The sequence below is a fragment of the Salinilacustrithrix flava genome, assembly GCF_041228405.1.
Taxonomy (GTDB): domain Bacteria; phylum Actinomycetota; class Acidimicrobiia; order Acidimicrobiales; family Salinilacustritrichaceae; genus Salinilacustrithrix; species Salinilacustrithrix flava.
Window position 1 is genome coordinate 1,153,068 of sequence record NZ_CP133888.1, and the last position, 15,799, is coordinate 1,168,866.

14 protein-coding genes are annotated in these 15,799 nt (G+C 75.5%); all 14 read left to right on the forward strand.

The genetic code is table 11. The annotated features are described in order from the left end of the window. Window positions 1–9 precede the first annotated feature (9 nt). Genes RGQ06_RS05765 through RGQ06_RS05830 form a run of 14 tightly spaced genes read left to right on the forward strand, consistent with a single transcriptional unit; the run spans window position 10 to window position 15,785 of the window. Entirely contained in the window at window positions 10–681 is a 672-nt protein-coding gene (locus tag RGQ06_RS05765) for a hypothetical protein (protein ID WP_432427518.1), read from the forward strand. Beyond that, entirely contained in the window at window positions 678–1,811 is a 1,134-nt protein-coding gene (locus RGQ06_RS05770; protein ID WP_432427517.1) for a glycosyltransferase, read from the forward strand. The genes RGQ06_RS05765 and RGQ06_RS05770 overlap by 4 nt, the downstream gene beginning before the upstream one ends. Beyond that, the gene (locus RGQ06_RS05775) at window positions 1,808–3,247 is read left to right on the forward strand and encodes an O-antigen ligase family protein (protein WP_432427516.1); all 1,440 of its coding nucleotides are present in this window, start codon (window positions 1,808–1,810) and stop codon (window positions 3,245–3,247) included. The genes RGQ06_RS05770 and RGQ06_RS05775 overlap by 4 nt, the downstream gene beginning before the upstream one ends. Beyond that, window positions 3,244–4,329: a glycosyltransferase family 4 protein gene (locus RGQ06_RS05780; RefSeq protein WP_432427515.1), complete on the forward strand. Its 1,086-nt coding sequence runs from the start codon at window positions 3,244–3,246 to the stop codon at window positions 4,327–4,329. Before RGQ06_RS05775 ends, RGQ06_RS05780 begins: the two co-directional genes overlap by 4 nt. Then, window positions 4,326–5,960: a WecB/TagA/CpsF family glycosyltransferase gene (locus tag RGQ06_RS05785; RefSeq protein ID WP_432427514.1), complete on the forward strand. Its 1,635-nt coding sequence runs from the start codon at window positions 4,326–4,328 to the stop codon at window positions 5,958–5,960. The genes RGQ06_RS05780 and RGQ06_RS05785 overlap by 4 nt, the downstream gene beginning before the upstream one ends. After that, window positions 5,957–7,039 carry a glycosyltransferase family 4 protein gene (locus RGQ06_RS05790; RefSeq protein ID WP_432427513.1) on the forward strand — a complete coding sequence of 361 codons (1,083 nt, stop codon included), beginning with the start codon at window positions 5,957–5,959 and terminating at the stop codon, window positions 7,037–7,039. Before RGQ06_RS05785 ends, RGQ06_RS05790 begins: the two co-directional genes overlap by 4 nt. Next, window positions 7,036–8,160 carry a glycosyltransferase gene (locus RGQ06_RS05795; RefSeq protein ID WP_432427512.1) on the forward strand — a complete coding sequence of 375 codons (1,125 nt, stop codon included), beginning with the start codon at window positions 7,036–7,038 and terminating at the stop codon, window positions 8,158–8,160. The genes RGQ06_RS05790 and RGQ06_RS05795 overlap by 4 nt, the downstream gene beginning before the upstream one ends. Beyond that, complete coding sequence (locus RGQ06_RS05800; RefSeq protein WP_432427511.1) at window positions 8,154–9,041, forward strand: glycosyltransferase family 2 protein; 888 nt, start codon at window positions 8,154–8,156, stop codon at window positions 9,039–9,041. Before RGQ06_RS05795 ends, RGQ06_RS05800 begins: the two co-directional genes overlap by 7 nt. Next, the gene (locus RGQ06_RS05805; RefSeq protein WP_432427510.1) at window positions 9,038–9,964 is read left to right on the forward strand and encodes a glycosyltransferase family 2 protein; all 927 of its coding nucleotides are present in this window, start codon (window positions 9,038–9,040) and stop codon (window positions 9,962–9,964) included. The genes RGQ06_RS05800 and RGQ06_RS05805 overlap by 4 nt, the downstream gene beginning before the upstream one ends. Next, the gene (locus RGQ06_RS05810; protein WP_432427509.1) at window positions 9,961–11,043 is read left to right on the forward strand and encodes a glycosyltransferase family 4 protein; all 1,083 of its coding nucleotides are present in this window, start codon (window positions 9,961–9,963) and stop codon (window positions 11,041–11,043) included. Before RGQ06_RS05805 ends, RGQ06_RS05810 begins: the two co-directional genes overlap by 4 nt. Beyond that, window positions 11,043–11,630, forward strand: coding sequence for an acyltransferase (locus tag RGQ06_RS05815; protein WP_432427508.1), 588 nt, complete (start codon window positions 11,043–11,045; stop codon window positions 11,628–11,630). The genes RGQ06_RS05810 and RGQ06_RS05815 overlap by 1 nt, the downstream gene beginning before the upstream one ends. Further along, window positions 11,627–12,577 (forward strand): glycosyltransferase family 2 protein, encoded by a 951-nt coding sequence (locus RGQ06_RS05820; protein ID WP_432427507.1) that lies wholly within the window; start codon window positions 11,627–11,629, stop codon window positions 12,575–12,577. Before RGQ06_RS05815 ends, RGQ06_RS05820 begins: the two co-directional genes overlap by 4 nt. Then, on the forward strand, window positions 12,574–14,949 hold the full coding sequence (locus tag RGQ06_RS05825; RefSeq protein ID WP_432427506.1) for an oligosaccharide flippase family protein: 2,376 nt from the start codon (window positions 12,574–12,576) through the stop codon (window positions 14,947–14,949). The genes RGQ06_RS05820 and RGQ06_RS05825 overlap by 4 nt, the downstream gene beginning before the upstream one ends. Next, on the forward strand, window positions 14,946–15,785 hold the full coding sequence (locus RGQ06_RS05830) for an SGNH/GDSL hydrolase family protein (protein WP_432427505.1): 840 nt from the start codon (window positions 14,946–14,948) through the stop codon (window positions 15,783–15,785). Before RGQ06_RS05825 ends, RGQ06_RS05830 begins: the two co-directional genes overlap by 4 nt. Window positions 15,786–15,799 lie beyond the last annotated feature (14 nt).

The window sequence follows — 15,799 nt, forward strand, 5'->3', positions numbered from 1 at the left end:
GACACCACCGTGTCCATGTTCGAGATCACCGCCCTGCTCTGGCGCCGGCGGTACATCGTCATCACCGTCGCCTGCGGGCTCATCGTCCTGGGCGTCGCGTCGGTCGTCATCGGGCGCAGCACGACCTACACCGCGGAGAGCCGGGTGCTCGTCGACCAGCCCGCCATCGTCGGCAACACGGGTGGCGCGTCCGTCCCGGCCAAGCTGGCCTCCCTCGCGCCCACGTTCTGCCTCTTCCTCGACGGAGACGAGGCGCAGCGGGCCATCGCCGACGAGGCCGGCGTGGATGCCGCGCAGGTGTCTGCCATCGCGTCGTGCACCCCCTTGGAGGGCACCACCGCCCTCCGGGTCGCCGCCACCTCGGGGGCTGCTGAGGAGTCCCAGGCCGTCGCGGCTGCCGCCGCGTCCTACCTCGCCGAGGAGATCAGCACCCGCTACGCAGGCGACGGCGTCCCCGCCCGCGAGCACATCGAGGGCGAGGTCCTCGTGTCGGCCGAACGACCGGCTGCAGACCCCGACGACACGGCACGCAAGGTCACCCTCGTCGTCGTCTTCGCGCTCCTGGTCGCGGCCGCGTTCGCGGTGGCGGCCGAGCCGCACCGCGCCGATTCGCGGCACACCGCTCCCGACGCCCCGGCGATGAACGGCCGACGCGAGCGGACCACCGTCGGGGCGCCATGACCGCCTCCGCCCCGACCGGTCCCCCGGTCGTGTGCCTGTCCCCGATCCCGTGGTCGGGCCAGTGGACCAGCCGGCACGAGATCGCCACCGAGCTGGCCCGGCGCGGCCGGCCGGTGCTCTTCGTCGAACCGCCTCGCAACGTCCTCCGGCGACCCCCGCGCCCGGCGGCGGACCGACCCGAGCCGGCCGGCATCGCCCGCACCACGCCACCGGCGTACCTCCCCTACGGAATCCTCGGGCGGACGCCCCGGGCCGCGGCGACGGCCATCGCCCTGAACGCCCGTCGCTACGCGGACCACGTCGCACGCGCCGCCGGCGGCCACGCGCCGGGAGCCGGACGGACCCTGGTCCTCAACTCGTTCATGCCGGTGCTCGGCCACACGGTCGCGGCGCGCCTCCCCGACGCGGCCCACCTCTACCACCGCACCGACGAGCTCCGGTCGTTCCCCTCCCACCAGCCGCTCCACGAGCGCTACGAGCACCGGGTGCTGCGAGAGGCGGATGCCGTCGCCTGCTCCTCACCGACGCTGGCGGCGGCCGTGCGCCACGTCCGAGCCGACGCCGCCGTGGTCCGCAACGGCGTCGACGTCGGCCGCTTCGCGGACGCCACCCCCGACCCCCGCGTCGCCCGGATGCCCGGCCCGGTCGCCGTCCTCGTCGGCCGCGTCGACCACCGCACCGAGCCCGGCGTGCTGAACCGGATCGCCGACGCCATGACCCTGGTGGTCGCCGGCCCGGTGGCCCCGGGACATCGCATCCCGGATCGGGCCCACGGCCTCGGGCCGGTCGCGCCCGACGCGATCCCGTCGATCCTCGCCGGCGCCGACGTGGCGCTCGTGCCCTACGCCGGGTTCGAGGGCGACCCGCTCAAGGTCTACGAGTACCTCGCGGCCGGCCTGCCCACCGTCGTCGTGGCCGGGCCGTGGCTGGATGCCAGCCCGGTGCTGGACGCGCTCCACGTCGTGCCGTCACCCTCCGACCTGCCGCAGGCCGCGCTCGAGGCCGCACGGGGACGCACCCTCGCCGAGGACGAGGAGCGACGAGCCGTCGCGGCCGAGCAGTCCTGGTCCGCGCGCGTCGACGAGCTGCTCGGGTTGATCGACGTCGTCGCGGCACCGGTGGGGTCGTGACCGTCCTCGCCGTGCTGGCGCTGGCCACGGGGTGGTACGTCACCCGGTCCTTCGACACGAAGGTGCTGGTGCTCGTCGCCGTCCTGCCCTTCCTCGGCTGGCTGCAGGCGCACGCCGCCGGGGTCCCCTGGTCCCTGGCCGTGACGGGGCTCATCGCGCTGCTCCTCCTCCACGCGGTCCGGGAGCGGCCCGCCTCCACCGGCCGGGGCGCCCACGGGCTCACCGCGCTCGTCCTCGGCTACGGCGCCGTGGTCGCGGCCCAGGCGTTCAGCACCGACCTGCCCTCCGTGCTCACCGGTCTGCGAGGGGCGCGGTTGGTCGTCGAGGCGCTGGCCCTCTACTTCATCGGCGCGGAGGTGGCGCGTCGGCCCGTGCTGGTGCGCCGGCTGGTGCAGGTGGTCCTGGCCGGTGGTGCCCTCGTCGGCGCGTACGCGATCAAGCAGTGGCTCGCCGGCTTCGACGCCGCGGAGATCGCCCACTACCGGCGCACGTTCCCCATCGCCATCCGGGAGCGGCGCATCTTCTCGACTCTGCCCGGCGCCAGCGCCCTCGGGCACCACCTCGGGCTCGTCGCCCTGATGTCGGGCGCCGCGCTCCTGGTGCGTCCGAGGCGCTGGGTGGTGCCGAGCGCGCTGCTCGCCACCTCGCTGCTCGGGGTGCTGCTGACCGGGCAGCGCGGCGTGCAGCTGTCGGTGTTCGCCGCCGGCCTCGCGGTCGTCGCCGTCGCGCTGTGCCGACCCGCCTTCCGCCGAGAGGGTGCACGCGCCGGCCAGGTCGTCACCGTGCTCGCCACGGCGGTCATCGCCCTGGTGCTGCTGACACCGGTCCAGGACCGCCGCGCCGCGTCCGAGCCGGATCGGTCCGCGTTCGACAGCGCCCGGATCAAGCTCGCGCTGCTCCGTGACGGTGCCGACGAGAGCTCGGCACGGCTGCGCACCGAGCGCCTCGGCCAGACCGTCGACGCGCTGCTCGAGCGGCCCTTCGGCGCGGGCACCGGCCTCAACCTCCTGGTCGACCCGGAGCGGTCGGCGCGCAGCACCTTCCTCGGCCAGGCGGGCTTCGGTGACGAGACCTACCGACTGCCCCTCGATCCGCTGCCCGGCGAGTCGTACTACTACACGCTCGCATCGGAGACCGGCCTCCCGGGGTTGGCGGGCTGGTTGGCCATCTCCTGGTTCGGGATCGCGTCCGCCGCGGGGATCGCGCTCCGCCACCCCGACCGGACCAAGGCGGCGGTGGCGCTCGCCGCGTGCGGGTACCTGGTGATCGTCGTGGTCGACTCCTTCACCGTCGACGCCATGTCGTCGATCACGGTGTCGGGCTGGTTCTGGCTCCTCGTCGGCATGGTCGGCCGCTGGGCGCACGAGGACCGGCTCCCACGCGGCGGAGAGGTGACGGCCGCGTCGCGCCCCGACGGACTGCAGGTGACCCGATGAGGATCGGCGTCGACGCCACCTCCGTCCTCGACGAGCGCAGCGGCGTCGAGGGGCACGTGTTCGCCGCCGTGGAGGCCCTGGCCCAGGCGCCCGACGACGAGGTCGTGGCCTTCGTCCGCCGGCAGGTGCCGACACGCTGGCGCCACGGCCCCGACCGCCTGCGCACCGTCTGCCTGTCCACCGACAGCCAGGCGGCTGCCACCCAGCTGCACCTGCCCCGGGCGATCCGCCAGGTGGGGGTGGACGTGCTGTACTGCCCGGCGAAGCCACCACCCGCCCGACCCGGCGTCCCCGTCCTGGACGCCATCCACGACATCGTCCCGTGGAGCCGGCCCGAGACCATGGGTCGTGGCGCCGGGGCCTGGTACCGCACGTTCGACCGGGTCGCCGTGCAACGGGGGGCCCACATCTCGACCGGGACGCGCGCGGTGGCCGAGGAGCTCGGCACCGTCCTGCCGGTCTCCGATCGGGTCCACGTGGTCGGCGGGGCGATGCCCCCCTGGCTCGAGGCCGCCGCTCGGGCCGGCCACCACGAGCGACCGGCGGTCGCCGGCGACGGCCCGTACGTCCTGAGCATCTGCCGGATCGAGCCCCGCAAGGACCTCGGCACGCTCCTCGATGCGTGGGAGCTGCTCGGGTCCGCCCGCGGCGCCACCCGCCTGCTGCTGGTCGGGAAGGTGGGCTGGAAGGTGGACGCCGTCGTCGACCGGGCGCGGCGCACCGCCGGCGTCGAGCTGTGCGGGTGGGTCGATGAGGCCGACCTCCCCGGCCTGTACGCGCACGCCGAGGCGTTCGTCTCACCGTCGCTCGAGGAGGGGTTCGGGCTGCCCGTCCTCGAGGCCATGGCCTTCGGTGCACCCGTCGTCGCGTCCGCCATCCCGCCGCACCTCGAGGTGGGCCAGGGCGGCATCGACAGCTTCTCGCCCGGCGACCCGGCCGAGCTCGCCGAGCACCTCCTCGGCCTGCTCGGCGACGAGCGCCGGCGGCGACGCCTGACCGGTGCGGGCCGGAGGCGGGCGGCGTGCTTCTCGGGCGCCGCGCTCGGACGCCGCCTCCGGCGAGCGCTGGAGGCTGCAGCGTGAGCGCGCCGGTCGACGTCGTGGTCGTGGCGCACCGGTCCGCGGCCACCATCGACGCCTGCGTCCGGTCGGCGGTGCGCGAGCCGATGGTGGGCTCGGTCTTCGTCGTCGACAGCGGATCGCCGGACGACAGCAGCGCCATCGCGCGCCGTGCGGGTGCACGCGTCCTCCGCGCGCCGAACCGGGGCTTCGGCGCCGGCTGCAACCTGGGCGTGGGCGCCACGACCGCCGACCACGTCCTGCTCCTCAACCCCGACGCCGAGCTGCGCCCGGGGACCCTCGCCGCCCTGGTGGACCACCTCGACCGCACGCCGGGGTGCGGCCTCGTGTCGTCCGACCTCGAGCACCCCGACGGCCGTCGGGAGCCGGTCGCCCGTCGGCGCCCGTCGGTGCTCCGCTGCCCGCTGGAGCCCGGTCTGGCTGCCCGCCTGGACGCCGCCTGGTACCAGCGGCGGCTGCCCGATGGCGGTCCCGTGCAGTGGCTCTCCGGCGCAGCGCTGCTCGCTCGCCGGACGGCCTTCGACGAGGTGCACGGGTTCGACGAGCGCTACTTCCTCTACGGAGAGGACGCCGACCTGTGCCTGCGGATGCAGGCGGCCGGCTGGACCACGGAGTGGGTCCCCGGGTGCCCCACCTCGCACCGGTCCGGGACGTCGACCGCCGGGCTCGGCCCGTCGGCCAAGGAGCTGTGGGCCCAGGGGTGGCGGCGCGTGCTGGACGACCACCATCGCCACCCCTCGGCTGCTCGCCGTGCGACCCAGGTCGGGCTCGTCGGGCGGGCCGTCGTCTGGACCGCCCTCGGGCGACGGGACCGGGCCGAGACCTGGGCCCGGGCCAGCCGGGCCATGGCGACGACCCCGACGACCGAGCCACGGGGCACCGGTCGAGCGGACCGCATCGCGCTGCTCGGCACGGCCATCGACGTCGTCGACCTCGACGGGGCCGTCGAGCGGATCGCGGCGATGGCGGCGGAGGGCTCGTTCCGTCACGTCGTGACCGCCAACGTCGACTTCCTCCGCCAGGCGGACGAGTCGAGCCCGACCCGAGCGGCCCTGCGTGCGGCCGACCTGGTCGTGCCCGACGGGGTGCCGCTGCTCTGGATGGCTCGTTGGCAGCGCACGCCGCTGCGCGGGCGCGTCAACGGCACCGACCTCACGGTCCGCCTGCTCGAGCGGGCCGGCGCCACCGGCTGGACGGTCTGCTACGTCGGCGGCGAGCCCGGCGTCGCCGCCGCCGCGGCCGAGGCGGCCGCCGGTCGCTGGGGCACCCGCACCGCGGGCATCCGCTGCCCCTCGCCCGAGGAGATGGACGACCCGGTCGCCGGACGGGAGGTCGCCGAGTGGGTCCGGTCCACGGGCGCCGACCTCGTGCTGCTCGCCATCGGCGGTGGCCGCCAGGAGCGCTGGGTGCACCAGCACCGGGATGCCCTCGGCGACGGCGTGGTCATCGGCGTCGGATCGGCGCTCGACTTCGTGGCCGGCACGCGCCCTCGGGCGCCACGGTGGATGCAGCAGGCCGGTCTCGAGTGGGCCTGGCGCCTCGCGCAGGAACCCGGACGCCTGTGGCGGCGGTACCTGGTCGAGGACCCCCAGGTGCTGCTCGCGTTCGCGCGGGAGCGGGCGGCGGCACGATGACCGGCCTCGACCTCCTCGTCGCCGCCCACAACGCGCCGCCCGCCACCGGCGGCATCGAGCGCTGGGTCGACGACCTCTGCCGTCACCTCGCGCCGGGCCGCGCTGCGCTGCTGCGCCCGCCGACCGCCGACCACGACTCCCCGGCGGATGGCGCCTACCACGTCCTCACCGCACCCCTCGTGGGTACGTGCCCGCCGCGGTGGCGCCCTGCACGCCGCGCCCTGCTCGACGCGCCTGCGTCCGCCGTCACGCTGTGCGCCGAGTGGTGGCCGCACGCCCGGGCCCTGGCCGGCGCGGAGCGCCCGGGCGTCCGGGCCGTGCTCGTCCACGGAACCGAGGTCCTGCGCAGCCTCCACCACCCACGGGCCCAGCGATCGCTGGTGCGGGCCCTGGGAGGCATGGACGTCGTCGTCGCGAACAGCACCTACACCGCCGACCTGTGCGCGCGCCTCGACGTGGAGGCCGTCGTCCTGCCGCCCGGCATCGACCTCGACCGTCCCCACGGAGATCCGGTCGAGCTGGCTGCACGCCTCGACCTGGACGGACGACCCGTGGTCGCCTCCATCTCCCGCCTCGTCCCCCGCAAGGGCCACCGTGAGCTGCTCGATCGCTGGCGACGGGTCCTCGACGCGGTGCCCGACGCGATCTGGGTCGTCGCCGGCGACGGGCCCGAGCGGGCCGCCCTCGAGGCGCTCGCCCCGCCGTCGGTGCGCGTGCTCGGCGCGGTCGACGACCCGACCGTCGGCGCGCTCCTGCGCCTGGCCGATGTCCACGTCATGCCCGGGATCGCCGTCGACGGCCACGTCGAAGGCTTCGGTCTGGTCGCCGTCGAGGCCGCGGCGTGCGGCACCCCGACCGTGGCGACCGACGTCGGCGGCGTCGGCGACGCCGTCGGGGCAGGCGGGATCGTGGTCGCCGACCACGATGCGCTCGTCGACGCGGTGACCGAGCTGCTGCGCGACGGGGTCCATCGCCGGGAGCTGGGCGAGCGAGCTCGGACGCAGGCGGCTGCGCTCGCCTGGCCGGAGCTGGCGACCCGCTACCGCGAGGCGCTCCACCTGGAGGGGGTCCCGGCATGAGCGCCGTCTGCTACGTGCTGCTCGACTACCCCGTGCTCTCCCAGACCTTCGTGCACGACGAGATCCGGGCCCTGCGGGATCGTGGGGTCGACGTGCACGTCGTGAACCTCGAGGGCGCAGGCGGTGACCTGCCCCTGCGCGCCCACCGCGCCCGCAGCTGGTGGACCCTGGCGCACGTCGCTCGCCTGCTCGCCCGCCGGCCCCAGGCGATCGGGGCACTCGCGCGCGGACCCCTCACGTTCGGGTTCCGGCTCCGCCTGCTCGCCGCCGCCGAGGTGGCTCGCCGGCGCGGCGTGCGCGCCGTGCACGCCCACTTCGCCTACCGCTCCGCCGACGCCGCCGAGGTCATCGGGCGCTCGCTCGGGACCGGCCACTCCCTCACGGCGCACGCCCGGGACCTCTTCGTGCCCGAGGGCGACGTCTCGCACCGGCTCCGTGCCGCCGCCTGCGTGGTCACCGTCTGCGAGTACAACCGCCGCTGGATCGAGCAGCACCACGGCGATGCAGGCCCCGTCGTCGTCATCCCCGCCAGCACCGATCTGGGGCGACCACCGCCGCCCCCGGTCCCACGTGCCGCCCCGACCATCATCACCGTCGGCCGGTTGGTGGAGAAGAAGGGCATGGACGTGGTCCTCGCCGCGTGCGCTCGGCTCACGGGGCGCTGGAGGCTCGTCGTCGTGGGCGACGGTCCCGAGGAGGCCACCTTGCGCCGCCAGGCCGAGGCGCTCGGGATCGCCGACCGGGTGCGCTTCGCGGGTGCCCGTGACCACGAGGAGACCATCAGGGCCATCGCCGAGGCAGACGTGTTCTGCGGGGCGTACCGGGTGGCACGTGACGGTGACCGCGACTCGATGCCCGTCGTCGTGAAGGAGGCGATGGCGGCCGGGCGGCCCGTGGTGGCGACCGACGTCGTCGCCGTCGGCGAGATGGTCGACGACGGCGCCAGCGGCGTGCTCGTCCCTCCCGACGAACCGGCAGCGATGGCGGAGGCCCTGGAGCGGCTGCTCGCCGACCGCTGCCTGCGCGCGTCCATGGGGGCCCGCGGCCGCCAGATCGTGGAGGAGCGCTTCGACCTGGCCCGCCAGGCCGAGCGACTGCACCGGGAGGTGTTCGCATGCTGAGCGTCGTCGTGGCCATCCCCACCTTCGGACGCACCGAGCTGCTGTGGCGGTGCCTCGAGTCCGTCGTCGCCCTCGATCCCCGACCCCGCGAGGTGGTCGTCGTCGACGGCAACCCCGAGCCCCTCGACATCCCCGTGCCGCTGCCCTCGTGGGTGCGGGTCGTGCCCGAGCCCAACCGCGGGCCGGCGCACGCCCGCAACACCGCACACCGGGCCCTCGCGCCCCGACCGGCCGACGTCGTGTGCTTCCTCGACGACGACGCCGTCGCTCCCACCGGGTGGGTGGCCGCCCACGTCGACCGGCACGCGGCGCTGCCGGAGGCCGGCGCCATCGGCGGCAGCATCGTGAACCTCACCGCGGGGTCGCTCGCCTCCGAGCACCTGCACCGCACCTCGTTCGCCCCGCTGCGCACGGACGAGGGTCCGGTGCGGTTCGTCCCGAGCGTCAACATCTCCTACAAGCAGCGCTGCCTCGACGAGGTCGGCCTGTTCGACACCTCCCTCACGGAGGCAGCCGGCGAGGACGTCGACCACTGCGCCCGCATCATCGATGCCGGCTGGGACGTCTGGTACGCGCCCGACATCCCGGTCGGCCACCACTACCCGACGTCCGTGCGGGGCCTCCTCCGCAAGCAACGGGCGTACGGCCGCGGCTTCGCCCGGACCCGCTCGCTGCACCCCGAGCTGCCCGGTGCCGACTTCCTCGACAAGGGATGGACCCGGACGCTGGCGGGCACCGTCCCCCACGTCGTCCGGGAGGGCCTGTCCGCCGGCCGGCGGCTGGGCTGGCCGCACGGGCCCCTCGCGGCGGCCTGCCACGCCGCCTACCGAGCGGGCGCGGTGGCCGAGCGAACCAGGATCCGGCGGGCAGGGGCGGCATGATCGCCGACGCCGCCGTCGTGGTGCCGACGCACCGCAGGCCCGAGCTCCTCGCCGAGGCGCTCGACGGCATCGACGCCCTCCGGCCGGGGCCGTCCGAGGTCGTGGTCGTGGTCGACGGACCCTGCCCGCGCACCGAGGCCGTCCTGCGTGGCCGGGACGTCACCGTCCTCCGCACCCCCGGCATCGGCCCGGCAGGCGCCCGGAACGCCGGCTGGCGCGCCACCACGGCCCCGGTCGTCGCCTTCCTCGACGACGACTGCGTCCCCGACCCCGGCTGGCTCGGCGGCCTCGTCGCCGGCCTGGGCGACGACAGCATCGGCATCGTGCAGGGCACCACCGTGCCGGCCTCACCGGCCGATCCCGACGACCGCACGATCCACGTCACCGGAGAGACCGGCCTCTACGAGACCTGCAACATCGCCTACCGCCGGGAAGCGCTGGTGGTCGTGGGCGGCTTCGACGAGCACTTCGCCGAGCGCCTGTCGAGGGACGGGCGCTGGTTCGCCGAGGACACGGACCTCGCCTGGCGCGTGAGGCGGACGGGCTGGGCCACCACGTTCCGGACGGACGCGCGGGTCCGCCACCACGTGTTCCCAGGCACGCTGCGGTCGTCGATCAGGGAGGAGTGGCGGCGTTCGCTGTTCCCGGCCCTCATCCGAGCGATCCCCGAGCTGGCCGAGCGGACGCCGGCACCCCACCGCCTCCGGCCGCACTCGTTGGAGGCGCAGGCGGCGCTGGCCGGCACCGCGCTCGCCGCCCTGCGCCGCTCCCCCTGGCCGGCGCTCGCCGCGGCGCCCTACCTGCGATGGGCCCTGGCCCGTCACCGTCGCCCTGGCGCGCTCGCGCGCCAGGTCGCCCTCGACGCGGTGGGTTCCGTCGCCCTGCTGGTGGGCTCCGCCCGTCACCGGAGGTTGCTGCTGTGACGTCGATCGCCATCACGAACCCGTACGCGTGGCCGCACGTGAAGCGCGGCTCGGAGACCCTCGCGCTCGGCCTCGCCGGCTGGTTGCGCGGCCAGGGCATCGACGCCCGACTGGTCGCCGGTGGCCCGCCACCTCGCCGGTACGACGTGGACGGCGTCCCCGTGCACCTCGTGCCGGCCCCCGATCTCCGCCGGATCCACCACGACCTCGACGGGCTGCTCACCCACGTCCCGGCGATGGCCGCCGAGCTGGCTCGCCGCCGCGACGACGTGGTCCATGCGCTGCTCTACGGCGACGCGCTCGCGGCCCGCCTCGCCCGCCGCCCCTACGTGGTGCACTACGGGGGCATCGCGGTGCGGCGCGGGTTCGACGACCACCGGATCCGCTGGCGCGCCTTCGCGGCCGGCACGCGGGGCGCGGCCGCGGTGATCTCGCCGAGCCAGGCGGCCGCCGACCACCTCCGTGCCGAGTTCGGGGTCGACGCCGTCGTCATCCCCAACGCCATCGACTGCGCCCGGTTCAGCGCGTCGACGCCGACCGAACCCGGCCGCATCCTGTGCGCCGCGACGCCCGACGATGCCCGCAAGCGGGTCCCGGTCCTCGTCGCCGCGTTCGGCACCGTCGCCCGGTGCCACCCGGACGCCCGTCTGGTGCTCGCCGGCGCGGCCGGCGACGCCACCCGTCGGGAGCTCCGGACGCTCGTGGATCCCCGCACCGCCGAGCGCATCGAGTTCCTCGGCGACATCGACCAGGACGCGCTCGCGCACGAGTACGCGCGCGCCGCCACGACCTGCCTCCCGTCGCTCCGCGAGGCCTTCGGCCTCGTGCTCGTCGAGTCGCTGGCCGCCGGCACCCCCGCCGTCGGCGCGCACGACGGAGCGATCCCCGAGATCGTCGACGACAGCGTGGGCGGCACCTTCCCGCCCGACGACGTTGAGGCCTGCGCGACGGCGCTGCTGCGCTCGCTCGAGCTGGCCGAGGACCGGGCCACCGCCGGGGCGTGCGTCGCCCGGTCCATGCACTTCGACTGGGGCACGATCGGGCCCCGGTGGATCGATCTCTACCGGAGCGTCGCGTGATGCGCCGGACCCTCGAGCGCGGCCGGCGGCTCGCCAGCACCGCGACGTCGCACCCCCGCGTGCTGGATGCGCGGGCCCGGCGGCGCCTGCAGGGCGCGACCAGCGTCGGCGCGCGCCCCCGCGTGCACGGCCGGCCGCTGCTCCACCACGCCGACGTGCGCATCGGGGACGACTTCCTCTGCTGGTCCGCGCATCGCACCACCCACCTCGGCGGCTCGGGCCGCATCGACATCGGCGACCGGGTCTTCCTGAACTCCGGCGCCGTGGTGCTGGCGGAGGAGCGCGTGGTGATCGAGGACGACGTCGGCCTCGCCTCCGACGTCTACGTCGCCGACGCCGACTTCCACGCGCTCGCTGATCGCCCGCTGCGACAGGGGCCGGTGCGCATCGGGCGAGGGGCGTGGGTGGCGACGCGGGCCATCATCCTCGCCGGGGTCTCCATCGGTCCTCGAGCGGTCGTGGCCGCCGGGTCCGTGGTCACGCGCGACGTCCCCCCGGACACGCTCGTGGCCGGCGTCCCGGCCCGACCGGTCCGCCGGATCGACTACCCCGACGACCGGCCGACCGCCTGGAAGGGGCCGGCGTGAAGGTCTCCGTCTGCATCCCGACCCACCGGCGTCCGGCGCTGCTCGCCCGGTGCCTCGACGCCGTCCTCGCGCAGGAGCCGGGCAGGCACGAGATCGAGGTCGTGGTCGTCGACGACGGCTCGCCGGCGTCCGACGGCGTCGCCGAGGTCGTCGCCGCCGCGGCCGGCGGGGCGGCGCTGCCCGTCCGGTACGAGCGCCTCGCGACGAACCGGGGGGCCGCGGCCGCCCGGAACACCGCCTGGCGGCTCGCGAGCGGGGAGTGGATCGCCTTCACCGACGACGACTGCCGGCCCCGGCCGGACTGGCTGCGCCGGCTGCTGGCATCGGTGGACGACGTCGACATCATCCAGGGGTGCACCGTGCCGGACCCGGCCGGTCAGCACCTCGTCGGCCGGCCGCTCGTCCGCACCCTCGACGTGCCCGCTCCCGACGGGTTCTTCCAGACGTGCAACATCGCCTACCGGCGCGCCGTCCTCGAGCAGCTCGACGGGTTCGACGTGACGTTCGCCCGCAGCGGGGAGGACACCGACCTGGCCTGGCGCGCTCGGGCCGCCGGCGCACGCACCGCCTTCCGCGCCGACGCCGTCGTCGAGCACGCGGTGGTCGAGCTCAGCTGGCGCCAGGACCTGCGCGCTCGCCGGCGCTGGTCCGACATGCCGGCGCTGCTCGGTCGCCACCCGGGCCTCGGCGACCGCACCTGGTGGGGTCCCGTCTACCGGCGGAGCCACGCACTGCCCCTCGCGGTGGTGGCAGCCACGCCCCTGCTGGCCTCGCGCCGCGGCCGGCGCGCCGTCGCCGCGACGCTCGCCGCGGTCCTCGCCGGCGACATCGTGGCAGCCGGATCACCGGTCGCCGCCCGGGCGGCGCTCGCCACCCGCCTCGGTGACGCCGTCGAGACCGCCGTGCTCGCCGGTGCGAGCATCCGCGCCGGGACGGTGCTCCTGTGAGCGCCGGCACGCTCAGCCGCGCCACCGGACGGGGGGCGCTGGTCAACCTCGGCTTCGCCGTCGTCGTCCAGGGCCTCGCCCTGGTCCAGGGCATCCTCGTGCCCCGGCTGCTCGGACCGAGCGCCATCGGCCTGTTCGCCCTGGCCATGGGAGGCGTCGCCGTGGGCCGGGCGCTGAAGGAGTTCGGCATCCCGAAGAAGCTCGTGCAGGAGCGCGACGTCGATCTGCACACCTCGTACAACGTCGCGTTCACCCTGGAGGTCCTGCTCGCCAGCGCGTTCTTCGTGGTCGTCCTCGCCGTCGCGCCGCTCCTCGCCTGGATCTACGACCGGCCCGAGCTCTGGGTCCTCACCTCGCTGCTCGGCCTCCAGCTGTTCACCACCGCCTTCCTCGAGCTGCCCGCCGCACTGCCGTACCGCGAGATGCGCTTCGTGCGGCGCAACGTGCTCCAGGCCATCGGACCGATCACCACCTTCGCGGTGACGGTGCCCCTCGCCCTCGCGGGGATCGGCATCTGGTCCCTGGCCGCCGGAGCCCTCGCCGGCTTCGTCGCCGCGTGCGCCACCATGCTGCTCGCCAGCCCGCAGCGACCGAGGCTGACGTGGGACCGGGCGCTCGTCCGGTCCTACCTCCGGTTCGGGTGGCCCCTGTGGGTCGGGATGCTGGTCACCACGGCGGCCGGCTGGGGGGCCGTCTTCGTCGTGTCGGGCACCATCGGCGTCGTGGGCCTGGGCTTCTTCCAGCTGGCCCACGGCTGGGGGCACCGGGCGCTCGTGGTGCACGTCCTGCTGGCCGACACCCTGTTCCCGGCGCTGGTCAGCATCCGCTCCTCGGTCGACCGCCTGCGGCGCGCGTTCGTCGTGAGCAACCAGCTCGCCATGCTGTTCTCCGCCACGGCGGGCTTCGGCATGGTGGTCTTCGCCCACCCCGTCGTGGAGCTGCTGCTCGGCCCGTCGTGGTCGCCCGCGGTCGTGCTCGTGCAGGCCCAGGGCGTGGCCGTGGTGGTGGGCTCCATCGGCTTCAACTGGGACAGCTTCCTGCTGGCCGCCGGCCGGACCCGACCGCAGCTCGTCGTGAGCGTGGTCGGCAGCCTGTGGGTGGTCGTCGTCGCCCTCCCCCTGCTGGCCTGGTTCGGCATCGACGGGGGCGCCGTGGCGATCGTGATCGCCGCCCTCCTCTCGAACGTGGTCCGCCAGCACTACATCCGCTCGCTCCTCGGCGACGTGTCCTTCGTCGGGATGGTGTGGCGCCAGCTGGCGGGGATCGGCGCCGTGGCGGGGGTGGCGGCGACGGCCCAGCAGCGGTGGCCGGTCGACGAGCTCCCCGAGCTGGCCGCCCATGCCGCCGGCTTCCTCGCACTGGCGACGATCGCCGGGGTCCTCACGACGTGGGGTCCCATCGGTGAGCTGCGCGCCGCGCTCGCCCGGAAGGCGACCGCGCCGGCGGCGCCGTCGACCGCCCCGCCTCCCCCGTGGCGCCTGCACGAGCTCCCGCGAGCGCAGGCGTTCCCCCTCGGCGTCCGCATCGATGCCCGGGGCGACGTGTGGGTCACGGCCCGCGACTGGCCGGCGCTCGGCCGCTACGCACGAGCGGATGGCGAGTGGCGTTGGACGGAGCTGCCCCCGTACCCCCACCTGCCGACCCCCGACGGCAGCGGCGGCTGCCACAGCGCGCTCACCCGTGCGTCCGGTCTCGTCCACGTGGACGCCGACGGCGCCGTCCGCACCACGTCGCTGCCCAGGACGCGCGAGCTGCTCGCCACGGCGCTGGTGGGCGAGGACCTGTGGGCCGTCGATGCCGAGCACCGCTGCCTCTGGCACACCGTGGACGGGCGACCTCCCGAGCAGGTGCCGCTGCCCGAGCCCTTCCGCCGACCCGACATCGTCGTCGGCCGCGATGACGGTGCGATCCTCGTCGCCGACACGTCGGCCGCCGTGCTGGGCGTGGTCGTCGGCACCGACATCGAGGTCATCGAGCTGCCCCACCCCACCCGGTGGGTGCGACCGGACCCGGCGGGCATGTGGCTCGGCGCATCGGGTCGACCGCTGCTCACGCGCTGCGACCTCACCGGCGCCGTGGTCGCGCAGGTCGAGCTGCCGGGCGCACCCTTCGACGTCGCCGGCCTCGACGAGCGCCGGGTCGTCGTCGCCGTGAAGGACGCCGACATGCTCGCCGTGGTCGACGTGGAAGGTCGGTGCAACGGCTTCCCCATGCCCCCCGCCAGCGCCCCCATGGGCATCGACGTCGACGAGCACCACGCCTGGGTGACCCTCGCCATGGCGTCGAAGGTCGCCCAGATCGACCGAAGCGTCCTCGATGCCACCCTGCCCGCGACCCCGGCGGCCCGGGCCTCGTCCGTGGAGACGACGTGACCACGCACCCGGCCCGTCCGCTCCGCATCTCGGTCGTCGGGAGCTCGGTGGCCTACTTCGTGACGCCCCGCGTCGATCCGGACGGCGGCAACTACGGCGAGCGGCTGGAGGCGCGCCTCTACGCGCGTGGCGTGCCCGCCCTCGTGCGCAACGAGGCCGGTTGGCTCATGCGGGTGGACGAGATCGTCGCCGACGCGGAGCGACGGATCCTCGGGCACTCACCCCAGGTCGTCATCATCGACGTGGGCTGGGTCGAGTGCCAGCCCCTCGTGCTGCCGCTCCCGCTGCTGCGCTGGACGTTCAGCTGGCGAGCGAACCTTTCCCCGCGGTCCCTGCTGTTGCGCCGCGCGGTGCGCCCGGTCCTGAAGCGCGCCCACCTCCGCTGGGGGCCGGCCTGGATCCGCCGAGGCGGACCGGTCCCCGACCGGCTGCCGCTGCCGCGGTTCCGCGCCGAGCTGGAGCGGCTCATCGACCTGGTGGCCGAACGTCAGCGTGCGCTCGTCCTCCTCCTGAACGTCCCGCCGACCGCGCCGCACCTCGACGAGGTGCTCCCCGGCATCCAGGAGCGTGCTGCCCGGTACAGCAGGGCCATCGACGACCTGGTGACCGCCACGGGTTCCCCGGACGTGCGCCTCATCGACGTGCGAGCCATCGTGGACGCCGACGGGCTCGACGCCGTCCTCCCCGACGGCATCCACCTCAACGCCGCCGGCCACGAGCTGGTGGCCGAGCGCCTCGAGGCCGAGGTCGTGGCGTGGCTGCACGCGTCGAGCACGAGCGGCAGGGCAGATTCCCCCGGCGGCAGGCAGGAAGGCCAGCCCCGTGCGGCGAACTGATGGGCACGGGAGGG

Coding starts and splice junctions, on each gene's coding strand:
- RGQ06_RS05770 (WP_432427517.1), top strand. CDS start 678: ATGACCGCCTCCGCCCCGACCGGTCCCCCGGTCGTGTGCCTGTCCCCG.
- RGQ06_RS05780 (WP_432427515.1), top strand. CDS start 3,244: ATGAGGATCGGCGTCGACGCCACCTCCGTCCTCGACGAGCGCAGCGGC.
- RGQ06_RS05790 (WP_432427513.1), top strand. CDS start 5,957: ATGACCGGCCTCGACCTCCTCGTCGCCGCCCACAACGCGCCGCCCGCC.
- RGQ06_RS05795 (WP_432427512.1), top strand. CDS start 7,036: ATGAGCGCCGTCTGCTACGTGCTGCTCGACTACCCCGTGCTCTCCCAG.
- RGQ06_RS05800 (WP_432427511.1), top strand. CDS start 8,154: ATGCTGAGCGTCGTCGTGGCCATCCCCACCTTCGGACGCACCGAGCTG.
- RGQ06_RS05805 (WP_432427510.1), top strand. CDS start 9,038: ATGATCGCCGACGCCGCCGTCGTGGTGCCGACGCACCGCAGGCCCGAG.
- RGQ06_RS05815 (WP_432427508.1), top strand. CDS start 11,043: ATGCGCCGGACCCTCGAGCGCGGCCGGCGGCTCGCCAGCACCGCGACG.